This is a genomic window from Arthrobacter pascens (assembly GCF_017052465.1).
Lineage (GTDB): Bacteria > Actinomycetota > Actinomycetes > Actinomycetales > Micrococcaceae > Arthrobacter > Arthrobacter pascens.
This window is the reverse complement of the sequence record NZ_JAFHKT010000121.1, coordinates 103,247-123,662: the sequence shown is the minus strand read 5'-3', so window position 1 is coordinate 123,662 and position 20,416 is coordinate 103,247. Positions and strand designations below refer to the sequence as shown.

Below are 20,416 nucleotides of genomic sequence, written 5' to 3'. Positions count from 1 at the left end.
GACTTCTGCCAGATCGACACCGGCAAGCCCTCCCCTGTCGACATGTTCGAGCCCACCAAGGTGGCCCGTTCGGTGCAGGCGATGCAGCTGCGCTACGCCACCGTGACCGGCGTGGCCCGTGACGACCTCGAAGACGAAGGCATCTGGCTGTACGCGGAGACCGTCCGTAAGATCCACGAGCTCAACCCGGGCACCGGCGTCGAGCTCCTCATTCCCGACTTTTCCGGCAAGCCCGAACACATCGCCGCGATCTGCGAGTCCAGGCCTGAGGTCTTCGCCCACAACGTCGAAACCGTGCCCCGTATTTTCAAGCGGATCCGTCCCGCCTTCCGCTACGAGCGGTCCCTGGACGTCATCACGCAGGGCCGCAAGCTGGGCATGGTCACCAAGTCCAACCTGATCCTGGGCATGGGCGAAACCCGCGAAGAGATCTCCGAGGCCCTGCGGGACCTGCACGACGCCGGCTGCGACCTGATCACCATCACCCAGTACCTGCGCCCGTCCGAGCGGCACCTTCCGGTGGACCGCTGGGTCAAGCCGCAGGAATTCGTCGACCTCGCCACCGAGGCCGAGGAAATCGGTTTCCTCGGCGTCATGAGCGGTCCGCTGGTGCGCTCCTCGTACCGTGCCGGCCGGCTCTGGGCCACCGCCATGCGCAAGAAGGGCTGGGAAATCCCTGCCGAACTGGCGCACATCGAAAGCTCCGGCAGCACCCGCCAGGAAGCCAGCTCACTGCTCGCGGCCACTGCCTGACCTGACAGACCCACCCTGATGTTCAGAGAGGACCAATGATGTTCCCCATCAGAATTGAAATCATCCCTTCAGAGGGAATCGTTGAGCGGGTCAAGGCCCTGGTGCCCTTGACCACGACGCTCACCGTGACGTGCCTGCCCCATCACGGCATCGAGCGGACCATGCGGGCCGCGGTGCAGCTGAGCGTACTCGGTTACAACGTGATCCCACATCTCGCGGCGCGGAGCCTGCACAGCCGTGCCGATCTCACCGGAATCCTCCGCGACTGCGACGTTGCCGGCATCGGCGAAGTGTTCGTGATCGGCGGAGACCGGAAGCAGCCAGCCGGCCCGTACGAGTCGGCCCTTCCCTTGCTGGAAGACATCGCGCAGTACTCCGGCGGAGTGATGCGGGCAGGCGTCGCGGGCTACCCGGAGGGGCATCCCTCCGTTGGCGCCGTGGACGTGCTGGATGCCCTGCTGGCCAAGCAGCACCTGGCTTCGCACGTTGTCACGCAGATGTGCTTCTCCGCACCGAAAATCCTTGATTTCGCGGCGCTCCTGCGCCGCGAAGGCGTGCGGCTGCCCGTCTGGGCCGGGGTGCCGGGGTCCGTTCCGCGGACCAAGTTGGTCTCCCTGGCGACGCAGATCGGCGTCGGAAGTTCCCTGAAGTTCCTGAGCCGCAAAGGCCCGCTGGCCCGCAAACTCCTGAGTGGCGACAGCTACTCGCCACAAAGCCTGGTGGACGGGTTGGAAAGCCAGCCAGGCACCATCGCGGGCATCCATCTCTACAGCTTCAACAGCCTTGATTCGGTTCCCGGCGGGCCGGGTCAGGCATCAACCTCAGCAGCACTCCAGCAAGCATTGATTCGAGGAGCAGCACGTGACATCTGAAACCGTAACTTCCCAGCAAACGCCGCATCTTGAGCGGCAGCTCAGCAACCGGCACATCCAGCTGATCGCCATTGGTGGCGCCATCGGCACCGGCCTCTTCATGGGCTCGGGCAAAACCATATCCGCGGCAGGGCCCTCCGTCATCTTCGTCTACATGATCATCGGCTTCATGCTGTTCTTCGTCATGCGGGCCATGGGCGAACTGCTGCTGAGCAACCTGAACTACAAGTCCTTCAGCGATTTCGCGGCGGACCTCCTGGGTCCGTGGGCCGGCTTCTTCACCGGCTGGACGTACTGGTTCTGCTGGGTGATCACGGGAATCGCGGACGTCATCGCCATCGCCGGATACTCGAAGGAACTCTGGCCGGGACTGCCGCTGTGGATCCCGGGCCTGGCCACCGTGGCCATCCTCCTGCTCCTGAACCTCACCACGGTCAAAGCGTTCGGCGAGACGGAGTTCTGGTTTGCGCTGATCAAGATCATCGCCATCGCCGCACTGATCGTGGTGGGCCTGTTTATGATTTTCAGCGGGTTCCAGTCCGACGCCGGCCCGGCCAGCTTCACGAATCTGTGGAGCCACGGCGGCTTCTTCCCCAACGAGTTCATGGGATTCGTGGCCGGGTTCCAGATCGCCGTCTTCGCCTTCGTGGGCATTGAACTGGTGGGCACCACGGCCGCAGAGGCCAAGGACCCGGAGAAGAACCTGCCCAAGGCCATCAACTCCATCCCCATCCGTGTGCTGCTGTTCTATGTAGGCGCCCTCATCATCCTGATGTCCGTCACCCCCTGGACCCAGTTCCAGGCCGGCCACAGCCCGTTCATCGGCATGTTCTCCCTGGCGGGCCTGGGCGCCGCCGCCACCGTGGTGAACCTGGTGGTTCTCAGCTCGGCCATGTCCTCGGCCAACTCCGGCATCTACTCCACGTCGCGCATGGTGTACGGGCTGGCCCAGGAGGGTGACGCCCCGTCCGTCTTCAGCGCGCTGTCGCGCCGCAAGGTCCCGCAGAATGCCCTGTTCCTGTCCTGCGTTCTCCTGCTCTCCGGCGTGGTGCTGATGTACGCGGGACAGGACATAGGCAAGGCGTTCGACATGGTGACCACCGTGTCGGCTGTCTGCTTCGTTTTCGTGTGGTCCATCATCCTGGCCAGCTACCTGGCCTTCCGCAGGCGCCGCCCGCACCTGCACGAGGCGTCCAAGTACCGGATGCCAGGCGGGGTCCCCATGGTCTGGGTGGTCTTCGCGTTCTTCGCCTTCGTCCTGTGGGCACTGACCACGCAGCCGGACACGCTGATGGCGCTCTTGGTCACACCGGTCTGGTTCATCCTGCTCGGTGCCGCCTGGTTGGTGCTGCGCCGGCGTCCCGCGCACCTGGCCCGCTATGCAACGTTCCAGGCCGAACTCACCCAGGACCTGGAGCAAGAGGCCTCATCCATTGCGCGGGAACTTGGAAAGGTGAAGAAATGAGCACCGCCCAAATGAGCACCGCACAGGCCTTGGTTAGTCCCGTTCGGACACCGGAGGAACCTGCAGCCATGGTTGAGCATGTGCTGACCGTCGACTGTGTCGAGTCTGCTGGCATCGTCCACGCGGTCTCAGGATTCCTGCTCGGCCACGGCTGCGACATCATAGACATCAAACAGTACGGCGACAAGGCGCAAGGGCGCTTCTTCATGCGCGTCCACTTCTCCGCGGCGCAGGAGCCCGTCAGCACGGACGAGCTGCGCCGGAACTTCGCGCCGGTGGCGGAGAAATGGCAGATGAACTGGCAGTTGGAGCCGCACGGCCGGAAACGCCGTGTCCTGGTGATGGTGTCCAAAATGGGCCACTGCCTCAATGACCTGCTCTTCAGGGCACGCACGGGCGACATCCCGGTGGAGATCGTCGCCGTGGTGTCGAACCACCGCGACCAGGAGGGGCTGGTCCACTGGCACGGCATCCCGTTCTTCCACCTGCCGGTCACGAAGGACACAAAGACCGACGCCGAAACCCGGCTCCTGGAACTCGTCGACGCGTTCGACGTGGAACTGGTGGTGCTGGCCCGCTACATGCAAGTCCTGAGTGACGGGCTTTCGGCCAGGCTGGCAGGACGGACCATCAACATCCACCACTCGTTCCTGCCAAGCTTCAAGGGTGCCAAGCCCTACCACCAGGCCTATGAGCGCGGGGTTAAGACCGTGGGTGCTACGGCGCACTACGTCAACGCCGAACTCGATGAGGGTCCGATCATTTCGCAGCAGGTCATCGACGTGGACCACACGTACACCGCCGATGATCTGGTCGCCGTCGGACGGGACGCCGAATGCGCAGCCCTCCGCAACGCCGTCCGCTGGCATTGCGAGGGCAGAATCCTGCTGCTCGGTAACCGCACCGTCATTTTGCGCTAGGAAGTTCCATCCGGGTCCGCGAGTGCGGACCCGGATGGCTGGCGCGAACGTCGAATGTTCCACCGGGAGGACCATGTGCGCTCAGCGCCGGGAGATCAGTGCAGCGCTTCGATCGGTGCGACCGTGACCAGGCGCCGGGCCGCCAGGGCGAGCTGCCCGTCCAGGGTGATCAGGGCATCGGCTTGCAGCTGGGTCAGGGCGACGTATTCGGCGTCGAGGGTGTCCGGCCAGCCGAGCTGGTCGGCCACCTTCCAGGCGACGCTTTGGAGGACCCGGTCTCCGAGCAGCCTGATGCGCAGGGCCCGCACGTAGTCGAGCTGCCGGGAGGCATCCACTTTCGATAATTCGCCGCGGCGCACCGCCTGGTACAGGAGCGACAGGACCTGCGAGCGGAAAAGCGTCGGGGCCACAAGCTGGCACTCGTCGCCGATCAGGGTCTGGTCCTCGGCGAGCCGCAGTGCCGTGTCCGGGGTGATCACATACCGAGTCATGAAGCCCATTCTCGCCCAAGCGGCAGTCGTTCGAACGCTCCGTCAGTCCGGCGGAAGGTGTGCCCGTAACCAGCTTGGCCCCACGACGGCGGCGCCGAGTTCCTCGACGCGGCTCCGGAGTCCGCGGTCGGCGGTCACCACCTGCACCGACGCGTTGCCGCTCATCAGATCGCGGACCGTATCAACTATCGCCTGGTCGCCGTCCCGATCGGCGGCCACGACCCGTACCCGGCCGTGAGGATCGGCGGCGCCGTTGGCCTGCCCCTCCGTCACGACGACGATGTCCGGCCAGGCGCGTTCCCCACCTGCCCCCGCTTCCGAAGCGATGCCCTGCTGCGCCAGCTGTGACAGGCCGTCAATGAGTTTCTGCGCGGCCTTTTTTCGGTCGCGCCACCAGCCGTCCGGGCGTGACCCGACCACGTTGGCCGTGTCGACGACGAGGTGTGAGTCCGCCGGGCCGAGTTCCCCGGGCGCAGACGGTGCTGTTCCGCTCATGACCCCAGCGTCCCACGCGCTGGGCGTTCAGGCGGAACCGTGCGTCCGTTTCGCCAACGCAAGCGAACGACGGCGGGGGTCCGACTTCAGCGCGAGGCCGTGTTCCTCCAGCGCGTCCTCGATGATGCGGATCGCCTTCGGGCCGACGCAACTCCTGGCGGACGGCCAAAGATCATGATCGCCACCTGATGGATCCCCGGTCCAGAACTCCCTGGATCTATGTCCGTTCATCGCGAGGCAGCCGCCGTCCATGATGTATCCGCCAACGACGACCTGTACGGTCCCATCAAGACCTACGCTCCCGCGAACGCAGCCACCCGTTGCCGACGCTCCGAACCTGATGCCGGTGCCGGTGTCGCTTGTCTGAATGTCACGCTCGTCGAGGCCAATCGAGGCAAGTGCCCGCACGACGTCGTCCGCGGCTGGCGGTGGCCGCAGTGACTCGAGGGCCTTTCGCGCGGGTTCGATGTAGACAGCCAGCGGCCCCAGGGCACCTGACAGGTAACGGCAGGCCCTCCCACAGCGGGGCCGGGGCTAATAGCGTTGATGGCATGGAGAACGGAAAAGGCATGCCATGACCACCGATGCTGAGGACCAGGACCGATCGGACATCCTGGACAATTACCGGGCCCAGTTGCGCGCCATGGTGGACGGCGACACCGAAGCGCTCGGCGAACTGCTCACAAAGGACTTCTCGCTGACGCACATGACGGGCTACTTCCAGCCCATGCAGGAGTGGCTGGCCCAGATGCGGGCCGGGCAGTTTGTCTATCACGACGCCCGGGAGAAGGACGTGTCCCTTCAGGTGGACGGCGCCACCGCCCGGCTGGTGGGGAGGACCGTCACCGACGCTACGGTCTACGGGGCCCGGGCCAACTGGCCGCTGCAGCTCACCATGGACTTCATCCGCGCAGACGGGGAATGGCTCGCCGCGCGCTCGGAAGCCACCACCTGGTAACCCCGGGGACAAGACGCAACAGACGACGGCGGGAGGTCCCGCCGTCGTCCGTTCACTGGTGCGGCGGCGTGTGCCGGTACTGCACGCTTAATGCCAGAGCGCTGGGTGCCGGAGCGCTACTGCCCGAGCCCCAGCGCGAACTGCGCGATCACCGTCGAGAGCAGGAAGGATGCGGTGATGGCCACCAGGCCCACCGGGATGATCTTCCAGCCAATGTTTTTCAGCAACGGGATGTCCTTGCCCAGGGACAGGCCCGCGAGCGTCAGCATGACGGTGGCGATGGACAGGAAATCGACCGTCTTGATCACCGAGGTGAGCGCTGCGGCGCCGAAGAACCAGGGGCTGGAGATGTAGGCACCGATGGTGGTGATGTAGACGATCGCCGAGATTTTCCTGGTGACCTTCGACAGGGCAATGCTCACCAAAACCAGGGCAAGCATGATTCCGTACCCGGCGACGATCGACAGGCTGAACCCCTTGGCCGCCACGGAGGCGGTGCCGATTCCCAGGACCGTCAGAACCGACAGGGACAGCCACAGCGGCAGCTTAATGGCTGCCGAGGATTCGGCGACCTGCTCGCGGAACCGCCGGTTTTCCTCGGCCTGGGCCTCTTCCCGCTCCACGTCGGCCGCGCCGCGCTCTGCGGTGGCACCTGCCGTGACGGCAGCCGCCTCGCGCGTCTGCTTGCGGGTGAGGACCCGATAGAAACGGTCCGCCAGCGGCAGCGCGATATAGATTCCGACGTACACGCCGAGGATGGTGGTGATCAGGTTGGAGACCGCCGCCATGCCCAGGATGGCTTCCTGGTCGCCGGGGTAGGCCGCGATGATGCTGGCTGAGGATGCTGCCATCATGGAGCCGGATCCCACACCGGCGCCCATGGCCAGGGCCAGCGGGTCGAAGATCTTCCAGTTGGCCACGAGAGAGGTGAGCAGCGTGATGAACACGGCGCCGAAAAGGGTCCCGAAGACGTACATGGCCAGGACGCCCCGGTACTGGTCCGAATCGGGACCGTACTTTTCGGAAACCATGGCGAAGGACGGTTCCCGGTCCAGGGAGAACGTGGCCCCCACCGTCGCCTTTCCCATGCGGAGCAGAACAGCCAGGGGGAGGGCCAGCGCGATGGTGCCCAGCAGGTGGCCCACCTCCTGCAGTAGCAGGGCCGGCCCGGCCTTGATCAGGCTGGGAAGGCTGGGGCCGATGTTGAACGCCAGCCTGGCCACCAGCAGCAGGACAGCCACACCGACCAGGGCGGCCGCAACCCTTTGCAGATCCAGGCCCAGGGGCTTGAACTTCTGGATGGAGACCAAAAGTCCGAGGATGAGGCCCCAGACCATGGGGAAGATGACGATGGCGCCGATGCCGAGATCAATCTTGGCCTGGCCGATGAGCTGGACCGCGATGGCAATGACGAAGGCTAACGCGGCGACCGGCAGCGTCAGACGGGCACCGGCCTTGTCTATCCGCGCGGGTTGGGTGCTGGTGCTCATGACGTGCCTTCCTGGGTGAATGTCCGACGGCGGTATGCCGCTTTGACGAAGCGTGCTCTTTCGGTGGGGGTACCGGCCGCGGCCGCGATGGTCCAGGCCAGCGCGGTGGCCGCCTCGAACATCACGCCGTAGGCCTCAGGGGAGTCGGCGAGGGCTGCGAACCCGTGGGAGTGGATTGCCACGTCGGCGCCCGGAATGCTGAGCCACGGATGCAGGGAGGGGATGACCTGGGAGATGTTGCCCATGTCCGTGGAGCCGCCGGTGATGCCGGCCGAGGGCGAGGTGTCCTTGCCGAACACATCCATGGCCTCGGTCCAGTGCGCAGCCAGCGCGGTGTCCTGGAGCAGCGGCTCGTAGACCGGCTCTGTTGACTCGATGGTCAGCGTGGTTCCGGTGGCCAGGGCCGCACCTTCGAAGCAGCGCCGGACCCGCTCAAGCAGCGCCTCATATTCCGCAAGGGTGAAGGCCCGGCATTCAAACTCCACCACCGCCCGTTCCGGAATGATGTTCGTTACGTGCCCGGCCTCGGCCACGTACAGGGCTATGCGGTGGTCGCCCGGTATTTGCTGGCGCAAAAGCCCGACGGCGACCTGGCTCAGCACCGCGGCGTCCGCTGCGTTCACGGCGAGATGCGGGGCTGCCGCCGCATGCGCGGCCTTTCCGGTAAACGTCGCCTTGTACCGGCCCACGGCCTGCGCGCTGGTACCCGCCGGGTTATAGGTCACGCCGTCCTGGACAGGATGGACCATCAGGGCCAGGCCGACGCCGTCGAACGCCCCGCGTTCCAGAAGCAGCACCTTGCCGCCGCCGTGCTCCTCGGCCGGCGTTCCGATGGCCTTCAGCGTGATGCCAAGTTCGTCCACGTGGGGCCGCAGGGCAAGGGCGGCTGCCACAGAGGCGCCCGCGATCAGGTTGTGCCCGCAGGCGTGTCCGATGTCGGGGAGCGCATCGTATTCCACGCACAGGGCAACCGTCAGTTCGCCGCTGCCGGCGCTCGCGGTGAAGGCTGTGGGCAGGCCGCCCGTGCCGCGTTCCACCTCGAAGCCGCCGTCGGCCAGCAGCGCTGCCGCCGCCTCGGCCGAGCGGACCTCCTCGAAGGACAGCTCCCTGTTGGTGTGGATTTCGTGCGCCATGGCCTGGACCCGGGGCTTCCAGTCCTCCACGCGGTCGGCCAGGGCGGCGCGGAGAGTCGCCATGCCGGCTGTTGTGTCTGTCTGTTCCATTGGGATCTGCTGCTCCTGGTTTCTGCTGCTAGTAGGACAGGGACGGGAATGGAGCGCCTGCTGCCCGCGTGGGCACCCAGATCGCCTTCGTTTGGGTGTACTCGTCCAGGACGCCGGGCCCGGACGAACGGCCGTGGCCCGAGTCGCCGAAGCCGCCGAACGGAACGGCCACGTGGATGGTCTTGTAGGAGTTGATCCAGAACGTGCCGGCCTTCACCGCGCGGGCAATGTGGTGCGCGCGGGAAACGTCGGACGTCCACACCGCACCGGCCAGGCCAAAGTTGGTGTTGTTGGCCCGGGCAATCGCCTCAGCCTCCGTGTCGAACGCGTCCGCGCCCACGACGGGACCAAACACCTCTGTGGTTTCGAGGCGGTTATCGGGCGTCACCCCGTCGAGCAATGTCGGCATCACCCAGTGGCCGCCGGCCAGCGCGGACCCGGCCAGAGCGTCAGGAAGCGTTCCGCCGGTGACCCGGCGTCCGCCGTCGTGCATTCCTGCATCGATCAGGGAGGTGACGGTGGCGAACTGCTGGGCCGTGATGATGGGGCCCACCTCGGTGTCCGCACTCAGCGGGTCGCCGATGCGCAGCCGGGCTGCCCGGTCCGCGACGAGCTCCACGAACTGTGCGTGCACGCTGCGCTCCACCAGGAGCCGTGAGCCGGCCACGCAGGATTGCCCGGCGCCGGAGAAGATCGCCGCGATGGCGCCGTCGGCCGCACGTTCCAGGTCGGCGTCGGCGAACACGATGTTGGCGCTCTTGCCGCCGAGTTCCAGCAGGGCGGGAATCCCTGCCTGCGCCGCGGCGACAGCCACCCGGCGCCCGGTGGGGACGGAGCCGATGAAGCTGACTTTGCCCACCCGCCGGTCGGTGGTGAGGGCGGCGCCCACGGTCTGGCCGAGCCCCGCGGCCACGTTGAACGCGCCCGCCGGCAGTCCCGCCTCGTGGGCCAGCTGGGCGAGCCGGACCGACGAGGCCGGGGTGAATTCGCTGGGTTTGATGATCACGGCGTTGCCGGCGGCCAGCGGCGCGGCGGAGTTCCAGCCCGCCGTGAAAAGCGGCGCGTTCCACGGCGTGATGGCGACGACGACGCCCCAGGGGACGCGCTCGGTGTAGGTGTGCCACTCGCCAGGAACGGGTATGGTCTGGCCGGTGAGTTTGTCGGCCCAGCCAGCGTAGTAGCCGAACATTTCAGCCACCTTGAGCGCTTCAGCCCGGGTGTCACGGATGGGCTTTCCGGTGGTGGCCGACTCGATGACGGCCAGTTCCTCCGCGTGCGCTTCGACGGCCCGGCTGACGTTGCGCAGGATGGCCGCCCGTTCGAACCCGTTCAGCCCGCCCCAGGCCTCTGCGCCGGCAACCGAGCTTTCGAGGATGTCGTTGGCGCCCTCCGCGCCGGGATCGGCGTACGTGGCAAAGGCTTCGCCGGTTGCTGCGGCAGTGAGCGTGATGCTCTCGCCGCCGCCGGGAACCGTCCGGCCGTCGAGGAAGGCCCCGAGGCCGTCCGGGAACGCTGCGTCCAGGACCGCCCGGGCGGTGGCTGCCGAGGACGAGGTGGGTGCTGTTGTGATGCTCAATGTGGTGGTCCTTTGGGGCTGGGCTTAGGCGGCGGTTGTGCTGCCGTTAGTGCTGTTGGGTGCCGTGCTGGCAGGTGCGCCGGCGTTGGGTGCGCCGGCGGGGGTGATGGTCGGGGCCACGGTCCGCGCGATCTCGGTGAAGTCTGCACGCGGTCCGAGGGCGGCCAGGGCCTCCTGCCATTGGCTGGCCACCGCCGCCAGCAGTGCCGGGTTTTCGCCGATCCGTGCGGCGACCTCCACGGCGAGGGCGGCGTCCCGGGCCATGAGGCCGAGCGAGAAGCCAGAATCGTGCGTGCCGGAGAGCACCCAGTTGGGATACATGTTCGCGGAGACCTTGCTGCCGCCGGAGGCCTCGCTGATGCTCGCCGCCGCCTTGGCGGGATCGATGCCGTAGGCCTTGGCGACACCCAGGGCCTCACCGACGGAGACCAGGTTGGCCGCCGCCAGGACGTTGTTGAGGAGCTTCACTACGTTGCCGCTGCCGGGGCCGCCGATGTGGCTGTACTTGCCGCCGGTGAGTGCGAGCAGGACGGGCTCGGCGGCGGCAAGGGCCGCGTCGGTTGCTCCGACGAAGGCGCTCAGAGTTCCGGTTGCCGCCCCGTCGCGGCCGCCGGAGACCGGGGCGTCCACAAAGGCTGCCCCTTGTGCCTCGGCAAGGGAGGCCATGAGTCTGCTGGTGGCCGGTTCGGAGGTGGTGGTGTCGACGATCGCGACGGTTCCCGGTGCCAGGAGTTGGGGCACGGTGGCTTCAACCACGTTGGCTGCGGGCAGGGAGAGAACGGCGTAAGGAGTCCCGGCCAGATCCGCGATGTTGGCCGTTGTGGCGATTCCTGCCTCGGCCGCGGCGGCCCTGGCGGCCTCGGAAGGGTCGAAGCCGGTGACGTTCCAGCCGGCCTGGCGGAGCGTGGCGGCCATCGCCCCGCCCATGGCGCCGAGGCCAATGACGGCTACGCGGCGGTCGGTGTTGGTGTTCATGTACTACTCCCGGAGAAGCTGGGTGTGGTGAGGGTGAGTCGGGCGTGCGGAGGTCAGTCGAGGTAGATGTCGAGGTCTTTCCACAGCTGCTGCGTGCGGCGGATGGCGGCACGGCTGCGTTCGGGGTGCGCTGCCTCCATGCCCGCGAGCAGGCCGTAGACCAGGGAGTTTGCGGCGGTGACGGACTGGAAGAAGGAGATCCCCTCCGAGGCCACCACCAGGAGGTGATCGGCCACGGCTGCGAGGCGCCCGCGCCGCATGTCGCTGATGGCAATGACCGTGGCGCCGGCCTGCTTGGCGGCTTCGGCCGTGACGATGATCTGCCGGACGGAGCGCCACATGTTGATGACCACCAGGACGTCCCCGTCCCCGAGGGAATTGGCGCTGGACGCGAGATGGACGCCGCCGCGGTTCTCGAGGGTGATGGGGTATCCCATGGTGGAGCCCAGGTGGGCCATCACGCTGGCGGGGCCGGCGAACGAGCCGAGCCCGACGACGGTGATGGACTTGGCGGTGGCCATGGCCGCGATGGCGGCCTCGGCGTCGTCGGCCGTATTGGAGTCCAGCGTCAGGCGCAGATTCTCGATGTCGTGGTTGAGTGCGTCATGCAAGGGACTGCGGTGCTCTCCGTGCTCCGTCAGGGTGTCCTCGGTGGAGATCATCACGAGGTAGCGGGAGCGCAGTTCCCGCTGGAGATCCGGCCAGCCCCGGTAGCCCAGGTGCTGGGCCGCGCGGACCACGGTGGAGTTGTTGACATCCGCCCGCTGGGCGATCTCGGCGATGTCTGCGTAGGAGGAGAGCTGCGGATTGCGGGCGATGACATCGACCACCCGGCTTTGCGCCTTGGTCAACGGAACATCCGGAAGGGCGTCCCCGAGCCAGGCATGAGAAGCGCTGGCGGCGGCCGTACCTGTGCCCGTACCTGAGGCGGTGCCTGGGGCGCCGGCTGCAAGATCGACAGCGTTGGTGTTCAAGTTCAGACCCTCTTCTGTAGCGTGGCTCACTATGCAAGGCTGATTGCATCAAATGTACTATGCAATCTCGTTTGCGGCTAGGGCTTTTGCTCGGAGAAGGGCTTTCAGGCCCGCGAATTCGCCGTTGTGGTGCCTGCCCAACTGCGCCACCATGATGGTATGAACGCTGAATCACCGAGCACAGGCGGGCTGAACCTTCCCCAGGCATTCCTTCTTCTGGCAACGAACGACAAGGACGGCGAACCGGAAGTTCCGCAGCCCGTGCTCAGGGCCGCTTTGGCAGGGGCCATACTGGCTGAACTGGATCTGCTGGGGGCAATCGAGCTGCAGGGAAAGCACGTGAGGGCTACCGGCGCCGCTCCGGAATCCGACTTCCAGCACCAGCTGGAGCTCATCCGCGACAAATCACGGCCACATACGCCCAGGCGTTGGGTGTCCATGCTGGAAAGCCGCGCAGAACTGCACCGCGTGTATGAGGGGATGGCGGCTCTTGGCATCGTGGACCACGTCGGTGAAAAACACCTCGGACTGTTCAGGACCACACGGTACCCGGAAAGGGACCATGCTACGGAAGCGGGGCTCCTGGAAAAGTCCCAGGCCGCACTCGGGGGTGCGCCGGCCGATCCCAGGACCACCGCGCTGCTGGCCCTGCTTCGGGCCACCGGGCTGATCGACAAGGTCTTTCCGGCAGCAGATCAGGACCGCATCAGGGAACTGACCCACGACCACTGGCCGGCCCGTGCGGTGGCGGACGAACTGCGCATGATCAAACTGGCGGAGGCGGAAGCCGCAACCTAGACCACCGACTCCGGCCGGACGCCCCAGGTCATCTTCCGGATTGTCTCGCGCTGCAGTCCGCTCAGCGCCACGAGTTCGTAGTCATCCATGACGCCGAGCCGGCGTGCGGCGGCCAAGAGCTTCAGGCGCCGTTCCTCCAGGTCCGCCTTCGATTCCTCAAGCTCGGCCAGCTCGGACTTCAGCCGGCTGATCTCCGCAAGATGCTGCTTAACGGGCAGGCCGGAGGGCAGCAGATCGTCGGAGGACAGGCCGATGGTTCGGACTGCCCAGCGGGAGAGTTCTGAGGCCTCAGCCAGGCTCGCAACTTTCATGCCGTCACAGAGCGCCTGGGCAATCTGCTGGTTCAGGCGGACGGAGAGCGCGCGCATGCTGCTGGCATTGAACGAAAGCCGCTGCCGGTCCTTCCGGAGGAGTTCCCGTATCTTTTTCGCCTGAAGAACACCCGGGTCCGGTTTTGGTGCTCCCTGATAGCGGTAGTACACGGCATTTTCATGCCTTGGATGGGGGTCCAGCATGCCTAGAAGGCTAGACAGAACGGGCCTGCCGCGGAAATACCTAAAGTGCGTGGAGCCATACTGAAATAGTTTGGCCGGGGCCCTTGGCGACGGCTTCGGCGATGCCCCTGGGCAGGCAGAGGCCGCGGTTTCATGCGGGAGGCACTCCGGTGGCCGTGTCAGGCCACCGCCGGGCCATAAGGGACGCTTATCCGTCCACGCACTTTAGGTCTTATCCATACCGGCCAGGATTCCCTAGGGTCGAAGAAACGAGTACCGCTCCCTCCTGAATCCCTAGGAAGAGACCATGTCTGAATTTGAACCCGCATCGCGGGTGTCCCGCATCAAGTCCTCCGCCAGTGTGGCCGCCGCGGCCCGTGTGCGTGAGCTGAAGGCGGAAGGGCGCCGGATCCTGGACCTGACGGTCGGCGAGCCGGACTTTGACACCCCGGAGCACATCAAGGCCGCAGCCGTCGAAGCGATCAGCCAGGGGGAGACCAAATACACCTCCGTCACCGGAACGCCCGCCCTGCAGCAGGCCATCCTGCAGACCATCGAGCTGCGCACCGGCCTGCACTACACCCCGGCTGAGATCACTATCGGCGGCGGCGCCAAGCAGGTAATTTTCACGGCCTTCATGGCCTCCCTCGACGCCGGGGACGAAGTGGTTGTGCCCGCCCCCTTCTGGGTCTCCTACCCGGACATGGTGCTCGCCAACGACGGCACGCCGGTAGTGGTTCCCTGCGGCGAGGAGGAGGGATTCAAGCTCACGCCGGAAGCCCTGGCCGGCGCCCTCAATGAGCGCACCAAATGGGTCATCCTGAACACGCCGTCCAACCCCACTGGCGCCGTCTACTCACGGGCGGAACTGCGCGCGCTCGCCGACGTCCTCGCGGACTTCCCGCACGTCTACGTGCTGACGGACGAAATCTACGACCAGATCTACTTCGGCGAAGGCCGGCTTACCAGCCTGGTGGAGGTTGCCCCCGAGCTGAAGGACCGCATCCTCGCCGTCAACGGCGTGTCCAAGGCCTACGCGATGACCGGCTGGCGGCTGGGATACGCGGCCGGGCCCGCCCCGCTGATCGCCGCGATCAACAAGCTCCAGTCCCAGATCTCCTCCTGCCCGTCCTCGGTGAGCCAGGCTGCCAGCGCCGCCGCGCTCACCGGCGACCAGGGCTTCGTGCGGGAGAGCGTAGAGATTTACCGCAGCCGGCGCGATGCGGCAGTCGCCGGACTTAACGCCGTCGACGGCCTGTCATGCGCGACGCCGGAAGGCGCCTTCTACGCCTACGTCAACTGCGCGGGGGCCATCGGGAAGACGACGCCGGAAGGGACCGTCATCCGCGATGACCAGGACTTTGTTCTCTACTTGCTCGACCACGCGTCCGTGGCGGCGATCCCCGGATCGGCCTACGGGCTGGGGCCGTACTTCCGCATCTCCTATGCCACCAGCCTCGACATCATCGAAGAATCCATCGCCGCCATCGACAAGGCCGTCCAGGCCCTCAGCTGATCCGCACCCAACGAAGGAAACCGCCGTGATTCACGTCAAGACCAATATCGACCGACCCGACGCCGACGCCGTAAGCCGCCTCGCGAAATTCTCGTCCGCCACCATCCACGAGGCACAGGGACGAAAGGGAGCGCTGAGCTCCAAGATCAAGCCGATCGACAGGAGCATGTCCTTCTGCGGCCCCGCCACCACTGTCCGGTGCGCGCCCAGGGACAACCTCATGCTGCAGGTGGCCATCCACTACGCGGAGGCCGGGGACGTCATCCTGGCCGCGGCGGGGGAGTACGAGGAAGCCGGAACGTTCGGCGACGTCCTCGGCAACGCGATGAAGGCCAAGGGCCTCGCCGGCTTGGTGACGGACTCGGGTGTCCGCGACACCCAGGACCTCATCGAACTGGGCCTGCCCGTCTTCTCCGGCAGCATCTCCATCAAGGGCACCGTGAAGGAAACCATCGGCCCCATCAACCACCCGGTGGTCTTCGGCGACGAAATCATCTACCCCGGCGACGTCCTCCGCGGCGATGCCGACGGTGTGGTGGTGGTCCGGAAGGACGAGATCGAGGAAGTCATCCGCCTCTCGCAGGAACGTGACGACGCCGAGTGCGAACTCATCGGCCTGTACAAGGCCGGCGGCACCACCATTGAACTGTGCAAACTCACCGAGGTCCTGAAGGCCAAGGGCCTGCTCGTCGAACAGGCCTAGTCAGGTAGCGGTCTAGCTGCCGTGCTTTGTGCTCTCCCGCCTTCAGTTCCCGCGACCGCGGCATGCCCGGCGCCGCCCTCGCCCTTTATTCGCCCTAAGGAGACGTGCCGCTCAGTTCGGACTGGCGTGTTTCGCGGATGCCGGCTCCGGGCAGGTTGGCTTCACTCACCCCCGTACCGGGCAGACTGGATCCGGGCAACGGGGGTGCGGTGGAGCGGTAGCTGTGGCCGGTTGGCGTGGTGATTTCTATGGTGTGCCAGGGTCCTGGTCTGGGTTGTGCCTTCCAGCCGGAGAGTTCTTTGGTGTGGTTGCAGGCCTCGCAGAGTCCCGCGCCGTTGGCCAGGGATGTTGGGCCGTCATCGTGCCAGGGGATGATGTGGTCGAGGTGGCGGATTGGGGCGTCGCAGTATGGTGTGCGGCAGGTGTCGTCGCGGATTTGGATGAAGCGGCGCAGTGGTGCCGGGAAGAGCCGCCTCCGGGAGTCCATGCCTACCAGGTCGCCGGTCTCCGGTTCCGTGTACAGACGGCGGAGCCACACCTTCAACTCTCTTACGGCGTGCTGGCCTCTGGTTGAGTGAGACGCGTTTGAGCTTCCAGCCCGAGGTTCTTGTCCCTGCATCGGTGGGTGTTCCGGTGCTTGTTGGCGTTCCGGTGCCTCTTCGTCGCTGATGAGGTTGCGGGCCCAGGCGGCGGGCACGATGCCGTAGCCAGCAAGCCTTGCGGGTTCGCTGTCGGCTTGGAGGAGGGTGCGGTCGGTCATGACGACGTTGAGCTCGATGCCGGTGATGCCGCCGGGGGTGCCGGTGGTCCATTCGACGAGGGTGTCGGCCTTGATCTGCCCCAGGCTGCGCGGGTCGCCGGCGGCGTGGAGGGCGTCGGCGTGCCGGGTCAGGGCCGCGTACACGGCGACTCCCTGATGGGCGGGCAGCAGGGCTGTCAGGTAAGTCATGCAGTCCGGTGCCGGGCGCAGGCTCACGGACCGCTCCGACGCGGCATGGCTCGCCCTCTGCGTCACCGAGCGCGAGTCCCTGCGGGTGGCGGCCGCCCTTACCGTGGCGATGACGGCCCTGGTTCCGGCGCCGGCGAAGGTTCCGGTGTCGGCGGCTAGTTCCTCATCGACGGCGGTCCGGTCGGCCACAGTCAGGCAGGCTGTCTCTTTCACGACATACAAGGCGCGCTCTTCATTGAGCTGGCCGGTGTCCAGGGCGGCCAGGGTGTGCGGCATCTCGGTGACGAGCGCCTTCGACATGCCGAGCAGCCGGCCGCCGCGATGCGGGGACTCGCCCCGGGCCAGCGCGATCTGCTCGGCCGCGCCCATGCCGTGTTCCCTGGGGCGCTTCTTGCCGAGATCCTCAGCCGACAGAGAGCTACGGCGGGCCTGCTCGAGATCTGCCTGCGCCCCGAGTTCAGCTTGTTCCTCGCGATGCCGGATGTCGAAGGCCACGGCCGCCCGCGCCTGTTGCCCGGCAATCATGCACTTGAGCTTCTCCCACGCCTGCATCTGGTCGATCAGCCCGGCGCCGTCGGCGGTGAGGTCTGCCCTCAAAAGGAGAGCAGCCGCCGCGAACCGGTCCCCGACACTCAGCCTAGGTGTATCAGCGCCGGAGGCAGTGGAGTCGGCGCTAGAGGCGTCTGCGAACAGGACGTCGGCAAACAGGGCTTCGGGAAACGGGACCTCCGGAAAAGATCCCGGATACTCATCGTCGACCGGAACGCCGTCGTCCAGGAAGATGTCGTCCGCGAACTCATCGAACGGAAAAGCCTCGTCAGAGAACCAACCGTCCGGAACCGCGACGAAGGGGAAGACCGTGTCTGGGAAAAGGTCGTCAGGAAACGCGGCAGCGTGCAGGGCGTCGCCGTGCGGCACCCTTGCTGTCAGTGCCGAATTCCCGTTGCCCTCCATGAACTCAGTCTGCCAAGGGGGTGCGACATTAAAGTGGGCGACTAGGCACCAGATGTGGGTGCAATCTAAAAGTTTTTTCGCATCCGCCCGAGAAGGAAACTGGGTAGCAGGTCCGGTGTTCCCAACCGTCAGAACGCCCTGGGCTGCCACCCAGTTGGGCGGCCGGAGGGGTAGGGCCGGTCAATCGCGGTGAGGCACCTGATAGGCCGGGGCGCCAACGACGGCATCCTCCAAGAACCAGATCGTCGATCCGCTGCTGCTGACCGGCATGATGCTGCCTTCAAACACGAAAACCGGATTGCCGGAGCGGTCCTCAGGGCGCCAGAACCCATTAGCGGGGCAATGTGAACCGGTTTTAGCCATTAGTCCCAGGCTTGCGCCGGAAGTTCTCCTGGTGGTGCTGATCTTTTTCATTGCAGGCTCCCCATTGATTGGTTGCGAAATGTTGCCGCAATTTCTCGGCTTGCTTCCAATATTAGAATCCTGGGCGCTTTGCTACTAAGACCAATGATAGGTGGCCTAATAAGCTGAGGTTATGAGCTGGCTACCGGGCGTATTTATTGCTCAGCATTTCCTGAAGCATTTCCTTCAGCACCAGAAGCACCGCCGACGCCGCCTCGGAGAGCGGGTCATGGTCCGGCGTGCACAGCGCTATCTTGCACTGCAGCGCGGGATCCACGATCCGCAGGACATGGAAGTCCTCCTCGTGGAACAGGGCGTCAGCGGCTGACTTGGGCATGATCGTGGCGCCCAGGTCCGCGCGCAGGAGCCGGGCCAGCGACGGCACCGACTCCACCTCGCCCACCAGCTGGAGTTTGAGCCCGCGGCTGTCAAAGCCGCCTTCCACCACCTGGCGCAGGGTGTGGATCTTCTCGGGGAGGAACAGCCCGAAGCCGGCGGCTTCCTCCAGCGTGATTTCGCCATTGTCCGGTGCCGCCCCGAACCTGTCGGCGTTGACCACAAAGTGCAGATCCTCAACGATCATGGTGGTGAACTGGACGCCGCGGATGGGGCCGGGCTCGTAGATGAGGGCCATGTCCAGCCGGCCGTTCTTGATCGCCTCGCTCAGCACGCCGCCGTAGATTTCCGTCACGTGCAGGACGATGTCCGGGTACCGGCGGCCCACTTCGCCGATGATCCGCGGGGTCAGGCTCGACGCCATGCTGTACGGGGCGATGGCAATGGAGACTCGCCCGGACGGCGCGGCCCCCGACGCGGCGACGTCCTGCCGCGCCTGCTCCACCAACCGCAGGATGGACTGGGCGTGCCGGTACAGGGTGTGCCCGGCGGCCGTGGGCTTGACGCCCTGCTTGCTGCGGATCAGCAAGCGCTGCTTCAGATCCGTTTCCAGGGCCGACACCTGCTGGCTGAGGGCCGGCTGGGCCACATGCAGCGCCGCCGCAGCCTTGGTGATGCTTCCCGAATCCACGATCTGGACGAAGTACGCAAGCTTCCGCGTGTCCATGGCCGCCTTCTCTCTCTGCGGCGTCCCGGACCCGGAAAGGTCATAAGCGGATGTAGTGGAGGGATACGCAATAGGTCTTTGTGTGATCCACATCGCAGACACTAGGTTGAACCCAGAACGCTATTTCACTAATCGTACATTCTAGCTCCTCCGGTGGCATGCAATTTTGAGATGACGTCAGATGCATTTCGCATAAAAGCGGTGTTTACCGGAATGGACACCTTCCTTTTACATTTCTGAAATATGCGCTCCATAGCTTGAATGCATTCGCGATTCCGCGGCGGCAAGGCAGATTCTGATGATGGGAATGAGGTGACACGCATGAGGGCAGCACTCCACGGGGCACCCGTCATAACCGGCACCTATCCCGTGACATGGATTACGTCTTTGTGTGAGCCAATTCGCGGTGCCAGACTTTTTGACAGACGCCCGGCAGGCCGGGCCGCCGGACCGCAAGCCCCGAACAGGGCAGGTTCCCGGCATTCACTTCACTACCGGAAGCTGACCTTCGCGCCCCGCGGCGCAACGGTGCAGCCAACACCCCAGGAGGGCTCACATGGGACCCACAGTTGATCTCGTGGCAGATCTCGGAGAAGGCTTCGGCGCCTACTCGATGGGCGACGACGCGGCCTTGCTCGAGGTGGTTTCCAGCGCCAACATCGCCTGTGGATTCCACGCGGGAGATCCCGACATCATGAACGCCACCGTCGCCGAATGCGTGCGCCGCGGCGTCAGCATCGGCGCACACCCGAGCTTCCCCGACCTTCGGGGCTTCGGCCGCCGCGCCATGGACCTCACCGCGGACGAGGTCCGCAACGACATCCTCTACCAGTTCGGCGCACTGAGCGCCTTTGCCGCGTACCACGGCACCGGCGTCGCCCACATCGCACCCCACGGCCGCCTCGGCAACCTCGTGGCCACCCGCGCCGACTACGCCGAAGCTGTGTCCGACGCCGCCGCCCGCATCAACCCGGACCTGATCGTCCTGGCCCAGGACGGCGAACTGGCCGACGCCGCAGCCGCGCGGCGGCTCCCCGTGGGCATCGTGGGCATCGCCGACCGCGCCTACGAGGCAGACGGCACCCTGGTGCCGCGCAGCCGCCCCGGCGCCGTCATCCACGACCCGTCAGCCATCGTGCACCGCACCATCCGGATGGTCTGCGAAGGGCTCATCGAAACCGTGGCCGGCACCGACCTGCCGATCGTCGCCGACACCGTCCTCCTGCACGGGGACACCCCCGGCGCCGTCCAGCTGGCCCGCCAGGTCCGCGCCGAACTTGAACGCGCCGGCGTGACCATCGCCCCGCTCGCCCAGGTGCTCGCCGCCAAAGTGAAGGCTGCCTGA

The 20,416-nt window shown here is 66.0% G+C and carries 21 protein-coding genes; 10 read left to right on the top strand and 11 right to left on the bottom strand.

Annotated features, from left to right (window positions below):
• The 4 genes from JYA52_RS07470 to purU form a co-directional block, all read left to right on the top strand.
• Positions 1-753 (top strand): lipoyl synthase (locus JYA52_RS07470; RefSeq protein ID WP_205652553.1); only part of this gene is annotated, 753 nt, incomplete at its 5' end.
• A 35-nt stretch (positions 754-788) separates the two neighbouring features.
• Entirely contained in the window at positions 789-1,625 is an 837-nt protein-coding gene (locus JYA52_RS07465) for a methylenetetrahydrofolate reductase (protein ID WP_205652552.1), read from the top strand.
• Entirely contained in the window at positions 1,615-3,090 is a 1,476-nt protein-coding gene (gene cycA, locus JYA52_RS07460) for a D-serine/D-alanine/glycine transporter (protein WP_205652551.1), read from the top strand. The genes JYA52_RS07465 and cycA overlap by 11 nt, the downstream gene beginning before the upstream one ends.
• A gap of 11 nt (positions 3,091-3,101) precedes the next feature.
• Positions 3,102-4,010, top strand: a complete 909-nt coding sequence (gene purU / locus JYA52_RS07455) for a formyltetrahydrofolate deformylase (RefSeq protein ID WP_205652573.1) — start codon at positions 3,102-3,104, stop codon at positions 4,008-4,010.
• Between the two features lie 95 nt (positions 4,011-4,105).
• Here the strand turns inward: purU and JYA52_RS07450 are convergent, their stop codons facing one another.
• Positions 4,106-4,501, bottom strand: a complete 396-nt coding sequence (locus JYA52_RS07450; RefSeq protein ID WP_205652550.1) for a type II toxin-antitoxin system VapC family toxin — start codon at positions 4,499-4,501, stop codon at positions 4,106-4,108.
• Positions 4,502-4,543: 42 nt separating this feature from the next.
• Positions 4,544-4,996 carry a hypothetical protein gene (locus JYA52_RS07445; RefSeq protein WP_205652549.1) on the bottom strand — a complete coding sequence of 151 codons (453 nt, stop codon included), beginning with the start codon at positions 4,994-4,996 and terminating at the stop codon, positions 4,544-4,546.
• A gap of 219 nt (positions 4,997-5,215) precedes the next feature.
• On the opposite strand from JYA52_RS07445, the gene JYA52_RS07440 reads away from it, so the two are divergent.
• Positions 5,216-5,437, top strand: a complete 222-nt coding sequence (locus JYA52_RS07440; RefSeq protein ID WP_205652548.1) for a hypothetical protein — start codon at positions 5,216-5,218, stop codon at positions 5,435-5,437.
• A gap of 133 nt (positions 5,438-5,570) precedes the next feature.
• Positions 5,571-5,954 carry a nuclear transport factor 2 family protein gene (locus JYA52_RS07435; RefSeq protein WP_205652547.1) on the top strand — a complete coding sequence of 128 codons (384 nt, stop codon included), beginning with the start codon at positions 5,571-5,573 and terminating at the stop codon, positions 5,952-5,954.
• Between the two features lie 116 nt (positions 5,955-6,070).
• Here JYA52_RS07435 and JYA52_RS07430 read toward each other — a convergent pair whose 3' ends face one another.
• The 5 genes from JYA52_RS07430 to JYA52_RS07410 are packed head-to-tail and all read right to left on the bottom strand — an operon-like array spanning position 6,071 to position 12,192.
• Positions 6,071-7,444 carry a DUF3100 domain-containing protein gene (locus JYA52_RS07430; RefSeq protein ID WP_205652546.1) on the bottom strand — a complete coding sequence of 458 codons (1,374 nt, stop codon included), beginning with the start codon at positions 7,442-7,444 and terminating at the stop codon, positions 6,071-6,073.
• Positions 7,441-8,667, bottom strand: a complete 1,227-nt coding sequence (locus tag JYA52_RS07425) for an amidohydrolase (RefSeq protein ID WP_205652545.1) — start codon at positions 8,665-8,667, stop codon at positions 7,441-7,443. The genes JYA52_RS07430 and JYA52_RS07425 overlap by 4 nt, the downstream gene beginning before the upstream one ends.
• Before the next feature lie 28 nt (positions 8,668-8,695).
• Entirely contained in the window at positions 8,696-10,243 is a 1,548-nt protein-coding gene (locus tag JYA52_RS07420) for an aldehyde dehydrogenase family protein (protein ID WP_205652544.1), read from the bottom strand.
• Between the two features lie 24 nt (positions 10,244-10,267).
• On the bottom strand, positions 10,268-11,218 hold the full coding sequence (locus JYA52_RS07415) for an NAD(P)-dependent oxidoreductase (RefSeq protein ID WP_205652543.1): 951 nt from the start codon (positions 11,216-11,218) through the stop codon (positions 10,268-10,270).
• A 53-nt stretch (positions 11,219-11,271) separates the two neighbouring features.
• Positions 11,272-12,192, bottom strand: coding sequence for a MurR/RpiR family transcriptional regulator (locus tag JYA52_RS07410; protein ID WP_372433760.1), 921 nt, complete (start codon positions 12,190-12,192; stop codon positions 11,272-11,274).
• Between the two features lie 159 nt (positions 12,193-12,351).
• Here JYA52_RS07410 and JYA52_RS07405 point away from each other — a divergent pair, with 159 nt between their 5' ends.
• The gene (locus JYA52_RS07405) at positions 12,352-12,990 is read left to right on the top strand and encodes a GOLPH3/VPS74 family protein (protein ID WP_205652542.1); all 639 of its coding nucleotides are present in this window, start codon (positions 12,352-12,354) and stop codon (positions 12,988-12,990) included.
• Here the strand turns inward: JYA52_RS07405 and JYA52_RS07400 are convergent.
• Entirely contained in the window at positions 12,987-13,505 is a 519-nt protein-coding gene (locus JYA52_RS07400; RefSeq protein WP_205652541.1) for a hypothetical protein, read from the bottom strand. The genes JYA52_RS07405 and JYA52_RS07400 overlap by 4 nt on opposite strands.
• A 286-nt stretch (positions 13,506-13,791) precedes the next feature.
• On the opposite strand from JYA52_RS07400, the gene JYA52_RS07395 reads away from it, so the two are divergent.
• Both JYA52_RS07395 and JYA52_RS07390 read left to right on the top strand, forming a co-directional pair.
• Positions 13,792-15,000 (top strand): aspartate transaminase, encoded by a 1,209-nt coding sequence (locus JYA52_RS07395; protein ID WP_205652540.1) that lies wholly within the window; start codon positions 13,792-13,794, stop codon positions 14,998-15,000.
• 25 nt (positions 15,001-15,025) lie between these two features.
• Positions 15,026-15,703: a 4-carboxy-4-hydroxy-2-oxoadipate aldolase/oxaloacetate decarboxylase gene (locus JYA52_RS07390; RefSeq protein WP_205652539.1), complete on the top strand. Its 678-nt coding sequence runs from the start codon at positions 15,026-15,028 to the stop codon at positions 15,701-15,703.
• Between the two features lie 94 nt (positions 15,704-15,797).
• On the opposite strand, the gene JYA52_RS07385 is transcribed toward JYA52_RS07390, so the two are convergent.
• The 3 genes from JYA52_RS07385 to JYA52_RS07375 form a co-directional block, all read right to left on the bottom strand.
• Positions 15,798-17,606, bottom strand: coding sequence for an HNH endonuclease (locus JYA52_RS07385; RefSeq protein WP_205652538.1), 1,809 nt, complete (start codon positions 17,604-17,606; stop codon positions 15,798-15,800).
• A gap of 180 nt (positions 17,607-17,786) precedes the next feature.
• On the bottom strand, positions 17,787-18,020 hold the full coding sequence (locus tag JYA52_RS07380) for a hypothetical protein (protein ID WP_205652537.1): 234 nt from the start codon (positions 18,018-18,020) through the stop codon (positions 17,787-17,789).
• A 130-nt stretch (positions 18,021-18,150) separates the two neighbouring features.
• A complete protein-coding gene (locus tag JYA52_RS07375) occupies positions 18,151-19,071 on the bottom strand; it encodes a LysR substrate-binding domain-containing protein (RefSeq protein ID WP_205652536.1) in 921 nt (306 codons plus the stop codon).
• A 556-nt stretch (positions 19,072-19,627) separates the two neighbouring features.
• On the opposite strand from JYA52_RS07375, the gene JYA52_RS07370 reads away from it, so the two are divergent.
• A complete protein-coding gene (locus tag JYA52_RS07370; protein ID WP_205652535.1) occupies positions 19,628-20,416 on the top strand; it encodes a LamB/YcsF family protein in 789 nt (262 codons plus the stop codon).